The organism is Micromonospora palythoicola, assembly GCF_036689795.1.
GTDB classification, from domain to species: Bacteria; Actinomycetota; Actinomycetes; order Mycobacteriales; family Micromonosporaceae; genus Micromonospora; species Micromonospora palythoicola.
This window is the reverse complement of record NZ_JBAGKI010000018.1, coordinates 92,448-99,201: the sequence shown is the minus strand read 5'-3', so window position 1 is coordinate 99,201 and position 6,754 is coordinate 92,448. Positions and strand designations below refer to the sequence as shown.

The 6,754-nt window shown below is 74.4% G+C and carries 6 protein-coding genes; 4 read left to right on the top strand and 2 right to left on the bottom strand.

The genetic code is table 11. The features are described 5' to 3' along the window. Positions 1-81 precede the first annotated feature (81 nt). Together rpsB and V5O40_RS11255 are read right to left on the bottom strand one after the other, a co-directional pair. Positions 82-954: a 30S ribosomal protein S2 gene (rpsB, locus tag V5O40_RS11260; protein ID WP_332905376.1), complete on the bottom strand. Its 873-nt coding sequence runs from the start codon at positions 952-954 to the stop codon at positions 82-84. A gap of 355 nt (positions 955-1,309) precedes the next feature. Continuing rightward, entirely contained in the window at positions 1,310-2,203 is an 894-nt protein-coding gene (locus V5O40_RS11255) for a hypothetical protein (RefSeq protein WP_332905375.1), read from the bottom strand. Positions 2,204-2,383: 180 nt separating this feature from the next. Here V5O40_RS11255 and V5O40_RS11250 point away from each other — a divergent pair, with 180 nt between their 5' ends. The 4 genes from V5O40_RS11250 (at position 2,384) to V5O40_RS11235 (ending at position 6,715) form a co-directional block, all read left to right on the top strand. Then, positions 2,384-2,746, top strand: coding sequence for a YraN family protein (locus V5O40_RS11250; RefSeq protein ID WP_332905374.1), 363 nt, complete (start codon positions 2,384-2,386; stop codon positions 2,744-2,746). Between the two features lie 76 nt (positions 2,747-2,822). Beyond that, positions 2,823-4,340 (top strand): YifB family Mg chelatase-like AAA ATPase, encoded by a 1,518-nt coding sequence (locus V5O40_RS11245; RefSeq protein ID WP_332905373.1) that lies wholly within the window; start codon positions 2,823-2,825, stop codon positions 4,338-4,340. Next, on the top strand, positions 4,337-5,605 hold the full coding sequence (gene dprA / locus V5O40_RS11240) for a DNA-processing protein DprA (RefSeq protein WP_332905372.1): 1,269 nt from the start codon (positions 4,337-4,339) through the stop codon (positions 5,603-5,605). The genes V5O40_RS11245 and dprA overlap by 4 nt, the downstream gene beginning before the upstream one ends. A gap of 96 nt (positions 5,606-5,701) precedes the next feature. After that, complete coding sequence (locus V5O40_RS11235; protein ID WP_408631860.1) at positions 5,702-6,715, top strand: tyrosine recombinase XerC; 1,014 nt, start codon at positions 5,702-5,704, stop codon at positions 6,713-6,715. Positions 6,716-6,754: the final 39 nt, after the last annotated feature.

The window sequence follows — 6,754 nt, the reverse complement described above, 5'->3', positions numbered from 1 at the left end:
GGGGGGCGGTGTGGGGGGCGCGGGGCCCCCCGCCGCCGGGCCCCCGCGGTGGGTGGGGGGGGGCCCCGCACGGCGGTACGGTCACGGGCCGGAGACGGCGGCCGGCTGCTCGGCGGCGGGCTGCTCGGCCGCGGGCTGCTCGGCGGCCGGCTGCTGCTCGTCGGCCTTCTTCGGCTCCTCGAGCAGCTCGCGCTCCCACTCGGCCAGCGGCTCGTCGGTGGCGACACCCGCTTCCGGCTTCTCGTCGCCGCCCCGGCGACGGCCGGAGCGGGCGATCAGGCCATCGGCCACGGCGGCGGCGACGACCTTGGTCAGCAGCTCGGCCGAGCGGATCGCGTCGTCGTTACCCGGGATCGGGAAGTCGACCTCGTCCGGGTCGCAGTTGGTGTCGAGCACGGCGATCACCGGGATGCCCAGCTTGCGGGCCTCGTCGACGGCGATGTGCTCCTTCTTGGTGTCGACCACCCAGACCGCGGCCGGGAGCTTCTGCATGTCCCGCAGGCCGCCCAGGGTACGGGTCAGCTTGATCTTCTCGCGGGAGAGCTGCAGGGTCTCCTTCTTGGTGTAGCCGGCTGCGGTGCCGCTGAGGTCACCGAGGGCCTCGAGCTCCTTCATCCGCTGCAGCCGCTTGTACACCGTCTGGAAGTTGGTGAGCATGCCGCCGAGCCAGCGGTGGTTGACGTACGGCTGGCCGACGCGGGTCGCCTGCTCGGCGATCGCCTCCTGCGCCTGCTTCTTCGTGCCGACGAACAGGATGCTGCCGCCCTCGGCCACCGTGTTGCGCACGAAGTCGTACGCCTTCTCGATGTAGTCGAGGGTCTGGCGCAGGTCGATGATGTAGATGCCGTTGCGCTCGGTGAAGATGAAACGCTTCATCTTCGGGTTCCACCGCCGGGTCTGGTGCCCGAAGTGAACACCACTCTCCAGCAGCTGACGCATGGTCACGACGGCCATGATTCGTACTCCTTGCGGTCCCTGGTTGTCCCGCCCGGCCGGCGGCCGGGCGTCCTGGTGCCCGGTCGTCGACCATGGTGGGCCCGACCGGGGTCGGGACCAGGGAGGCCGCCGCCGCACGACGACTCGTGAGGAGGGCACGCGAGGTCGACCGCACGAGGCGGTCGCCGGTTGACCAGTGTACGCGCTCTCCCGACCGTGCCACGCCCGGGTGCGGTGAGACTCCGCTCCACCGGCGGCCGACCCGCGTGCAGCCACCGGCGGCCGACCCGCGTGCGGCCGGCGGCCAGGCCACCGTCCGCCGCCGGCTACGCCCCGCCGCCCTCGGCGGCGCGCGGCCGGTGGCCCGACCTCCTCAGCCGGCGGCGAGCGCGGCCACCAGGAAGAGCGCCAGGCCGACCGTGAGGTAGGCCGTCGGCGGTCGCAGCCAGCCCCGCGCGCCGTCGAGCAGGGAGAACCCGGTCGTCCGCAGCCCGTAGAGGCCGGCCGCGAAGATCGGCAGCCCACAGACCAGGAATGTGCCGGCCAGCACGTCCCCGGCGGCAACCGGATCGGCGGTCGCGCCGTGCAGCAGCACCCGCGCCGCCGGCACCTCGAAGATCACGACCAGCGCCGCGAACAGCACCGCGAGCACCGGCCGCCGGGTCCGGTAGACACCGTCCCCGGGCAGCACGCCGCCCGCCGGTGGACCGGGTGCCGGATGGCCAGCCGCCGGGTGACCGGGCACGGCTTCGGCGGGACCGGGCGGTACCTCGCCCACCGGCGGTTCCGTCCGGGGTGCCACCGACGGCACCGGGCCGGTCGGCTGTTCCAGCGGGTTGGTCGCCTCCGGTCCGCGCTTGGCCTCGACGATCGGGTATCCGGCCAGCACGGCGCGGGTCGGATCCGTGGACAACGGCGCTCCGCCGCTGGTCGGGCCCACCTCGTACGCGGCACGCCGGCCCGGGCGGTCGACCGGCAGTTCACCGGAGACGTCCGGTCCCGCCGGTTCCGTTCGGCGGGAACGCGACGCCCGGTAGCGCTCGGGCTCCCCCGCCACATCGCCGAGCGGGTCCGTCAGCGCCGCCCGCCGCGGCGAGCCGTACCGGTCGTCGTCGTCACCGCGCTGCTCGGGTACCGCGCGGGGCTCGTCGCCGGGGTGGCGCCCCTCTTCCGCCGGACGCCACTGCGGGTCGGTGTAGCCACGGTCATGGTCGCCCGGATACCAGCGGGGCTCCTGGTCGTCGGCGAAACTGCGTCGTCCGTCCACGCCCGGCACCGTATGCGACAGGCGGTTGGTACGCCATTCGACCCCGCACCTGACCAGCCCAAAAAGGTCGCGCTAGCACATCCGGGGCATGATCGTCCGGTCGTCCACAACACCCTCGGTTGTCCACAGGCCACCACGGCGGGGTCGCCGCGAGTCCCGGCCCGGAGCAGTGTGCCGGTCATGACCAAGCGGAACCAGGCGATCGGCGGTTACGGGGAACGCTGCGCCGTGCGGCACCTCATCGAGGCGGGACTACGCCCGGTGGCCCGCAACTGGCGCTGCCGCTCCGGAGAGATCGACATCATCGCCTGGGACGGGCCGGTGCTCGCCTTCTGCGAGGTGAAGACGCGGCGGACCGCCACCTTCGGCAGCCCCGCCGAGGCGGTGGTGCCGCGCAAGGCCCGCCGGCTGCGGGGGCTTGCCGCCGCCTGGCTCGCCGCCACCGGCACCACCGCCGACGAGGTGCGCTTCGACGTCATCTCGGTGCTGCTGCCCCGCCTCGGCCGGGCGCGGGTCGAGCACGTCAAGGACGCCTTCCGGTGAGCGGGCGCAGCGGCCGGACCGGTCGGCCCGGTGCGTTGGGGCCGTGTCGCGGCACCGCACGCGCCGAGGTGACGCGGTGAGTTACGCCCGGGTGCTCTGCGTCGGTCTGGTCGGAGTGACCGGACAGCTGGTGGAGGTGGAGGTGGATCTCGCCGCCGGCCTGCCCGCAGTGGTGATCTCCGGCCTGCCCGACACCGCCCTGCACGAGGCGCGCGACCGGGTCCGGGCCGCGGTGGTCAACTCCGGCCAACGGTGGCCGAACCGCCGGATCACCCTCAACCTGCTACCGGCCACCCTGCCCAAATTCGGTTCGGCGTTCGACCTGGCGATCGCGGTGGCGCTGCTCGGCGGCTCCGGCGAGCTTCCGCTGCTGCCGCTGGACGGCGTGGCGGTGCTCGGGGAACTGGGCCTGGACGGCACCGTGCGACCGGTCCGGGGCGTACTGCCGATGGTCGCCGCGGCGGCGAAGGCCGGCATCCGACGGGTGATCGTCCCGGCCGGCAACACCGCCGAGGCGGCGGTCGTGCCCGGCCTGCTGGTCCGCGGCGTCGACACCCTGCACCGGTTGGTCGCCTTCGTCCGCGACGGCAGACCGCTGATCGAGCCACCGGTCGACGCTCCGCCGCCGCCCGCACCCGGGCCCGACCTGGCCGAGGTAGCCGGCCAGGGGCTGGGTCGACGGGCGCTGGAGATCGCCGCCGCCGGTGGGCATCACCTGGCGCTGATCGGGCCCCCGGGTGCGGGCAAGACGATGCTCGCCGAACGCCTGCCGTCGATCCTGCCGGAACTGGACGACGAGGCGGCCCTGGAGGTCACCGCGCTGCACTCGATCGCCGGCCTGTTGCCGGCGGGTGGCCGGTTGATCCGGCGTCCGCCGTTCCAGGCACCTCATCACACCGCGACCGTCCCCTCGATCGTCGGTGGCGGGTCCGGGCTCGCCCGCCCCGGTGCGATCTCGCTCGCCCACCGGGGGGTACTGCTGATGGACGAGGCACCGGAGTTCAGCAAGGCGGCGCTGGAGGCGCTGCGTCAGCCGTTGGAGCACGGCCGGGTGCTGTTGACCCGCAGCCGAGGCAGCGCCGAATATCCGGCCCGCGCCCAGCTGGTCCTCGCGGCCAATCCGTGTCCGTGTGCGAACCCGGCCGGCGACGACCGCTGCGAGTGTGCTCCGCAGGCCCGCCGTCGTTACCTCGGCCGGCTCTCCGGTCCGCTGCTCGACCGGATCGATCTCCAGGTGCGGCTGCCTCCGATGCGCGCCGCCGAGCTGATGGAGTCGACCAGCCACGAATCCTCCACGGTGGTCGCCGGGCGGGTGGTGGCGGCACGTGCGGCGGCGGCCGCACGTTGGGCACCGCTGGGTCGGCGGCTCAACGCCGAGATACCCGGCCCGCAGCTACGTCGGGCACCGTGGCGGCTGCCCAACCGCGTCACCGCCGATCTGCGGTCCCGGCTCGACTCCGGTTCGCTCTCCGCCCGTGGCTTCGACCGGGTCGTCCGACTCGCCTGGACGATCGCCGACCTCGACGGACGGGCCCGGCCGGACGCGGGAGACGTCGGCGAGGCCATCACGCTCAGGACGGGAGAGGGCACATGAGCAGCCACGAGGAGTTGACCCTGGCACGGGTGGCGTTGACCTGGCTGGCCGAGCCGGGCACCCGGTCGGTGCACGCGCTGGTCGATGAGCTCGGCCCGGTGGGCGCGCTGGACCTGCTGCTGGACGGCGGAGCACCCCAGCAGGCGCTGCGCGAGTCGGTGGCGGCGCGCAGCCGGGGCGGTGACGCCAGGGCGATCGCCGCCGCGGCCCTGTGCCGCGCCGAGCGACTCGGTGTCCGGATCGTCATCCCCGGCGACGACGAATGGCCGGAGACGGTGGAACAGCTGCGTATGCTCCGCCTGTCCGACACCCGCCGCCGGGTGGATGTCGAGACCGCACCGCCGCTCTGCTTCTGGGTACGCGGCTCGTGGCCGCTGGCGGAGGCGCTGGACCGGTCCGTGGCGGTGGTCGGGTCTCGGGCCGCCACGGCGTACGGCACCCACGTCGCGACCGATCTGGGTTACGGCCTGGCCGACCGGGACTGGACCGTCGTCTCCGGCGGCGCGTTCGGCATCGACGCCGCCGCGCATCGTGGGGCGCTGAACGCCGGTGGGCGCACCGTCGCCGTGCTCGCCTGCGGGGTGGACCGCGCCTACCCGATGGGCAACGCGGCGCTGTTCGACCGGATCGCCGACACCGGTCTGCTGGTCAGCGAGTGGCCGCCGGGCGCGGAGCCGCTGCGTCCCCGTTTTCTCATCCGCAACCGGGTGATCGCGGCGGGTACCCGGGGCACGGTGCTGGTCGAGGCCGCGGCCCGCAGCGGCGCCACGCAGACCACCCGACGGGCCATCGCCCTGGGTCGTCCGGCGATGGTGGTGCCGGGCCCGGTCACGTCCGCCATGTCGGTCGGTGCCCACGAGCTGCTTCGGGAGCACCTGGAGGCGCGACTGGTGACCGGCCTGGCCCACGTGCTGGAGGAGGTGGGTCGGATCGGCGAGTTGGCCCCGGTGCCGCGCGGGCCCGAACGCCCCGCCGACCTGCTCGACGACGACGCCCGGTCGATCGTGGAGGCGATGCCGCGACGCGGCCGCGTCGATGTGGACGCCCTCGCCGTGCGGGCGGGGCTTGCCGTTCGCACGGTGCTGCGCAAACTGCCGCTGTTGGAGGAGTTGGCCCTGGTGGTCCGCCGGGAGGACGGCTACGCCCTGGTCCCGCCGAGCCGACCGGGCACGCCGGCCCGACCCGGCCCGAACGCGCCGACCCAACCCGGCCCGGTCGTGCCGGTGGGCAGGCCGATCGGCGGTGACGCTCCACCTTCCGCTTGATCATCGGGTGCCGCCCGGCGGGCCACCTGTTCGCCGTCCAGGCAGGCCGACCGTAGGGTGGATCTCGTGGGCAGGATGGGCGGGATGGGCGGGCACGTGCCGGCCGCCAACGGCACCCAGGCGATGCACGACGCGCTGCCGGCACCCCTGCGGGACGCGGTGGACGAGTTCGCGGGATATCTGGCCTCGGTCCGCAACCGTTCGGCACACACGGTGCGGGCGTACGTCGCCGATCTGGTGTCGCTGTTGGATCATGCTGGGCGGATGGGCTGCACCGAGGTGGCCGACCTGAGCCTCGACACGGTACGCAGCTGGCTGGCCCGGCAGCGCACCACCGGCGCTGCCCGCACCTCGCTGGCCCGCAGGGCCGCCGCGGCCCGGACCTTCAGCGCCTGGGCGCACCGGCACGGGTTGCTGCCCACGGACGTCGCCGCCACGCTGGCCAGCCCTCGACCGCGCCGGACACTTCCCACGGTGCTCCGTCCCGAGCAGGCGACCCTGCTCGTCGAGAGACCCGCCCACCCCGCGGCCACACCCGTCTCCGGGGGTCCGGCAGCCGTCGCCGGTCCCCCGCCGTCAGCCGAAGACCCATCCGCCGCCGGCGAGGCGGTACGGCTGCGCGACCGGCTACTGCTCGAACTGCTCTACGGCACCGGGGTACGGGTCAGCGAGGTGTGCGGAATCGACACGGCCGACGTCGACCAGGATCGGCGGGTCGTCCGGGTACGCGGCAAGGGTGGGCGGGAGCGGACGGTGCCGTACGGCCTGCCGGCGCAACGCGCCCTCGACGACTGGCTGCGGCACGGGCGGCCAATGCTGGCGGTCCCCGGATCCCGGGACGCGCTGCTGCTCGGCGCCCGGGGTGGCCGGCTGCATCCGACCATGGCTCGTCGGATCGTCGGCGATCACGCCGAGGCGGCGGGGCTGCCCCGGACCAGCCCGCACGCGCTGCGCCACACCGCCGCGACCCACCTGCTCGAAGGCGGCGCGGACCTGCGGGCGGTGCAGGAACTGCTGGGGCACTCCTCGCTGGCCAGCACCCAGATCTACACGCATGTCTCGGTGGAACGGCTCCGAGCCGCCTACCGCCAGGCCCACCCGCGCGCCTGACGACAGGCGGCACGGGTGCCTCCGCGCCACGCACGATCT

Bases quoted from the DNA above. Each gene is read 5' to 3' on its own strand.
- rpsB (WP_332905376.1), bottom strand. From the start codon at position 954: ATGGCCGTCGTGACCATGCGTCAGCTGCTGGAGAGTGGTGTTCACTTC.
- dprA (WP_332905372.1), top strand. From the start codon at position 4,337: ATGAGCAGCCACGAGGAGTTGACCCTGGCACGGGTGGCGTTGACCTGG.
- V5O40_RS11250 (WP_332905374.1), top strand. From the start codon at position 2,384: ATGACCAAGCGGAACCAGGCGATCGGCGGTTACGGGGAACGCTGCGCC.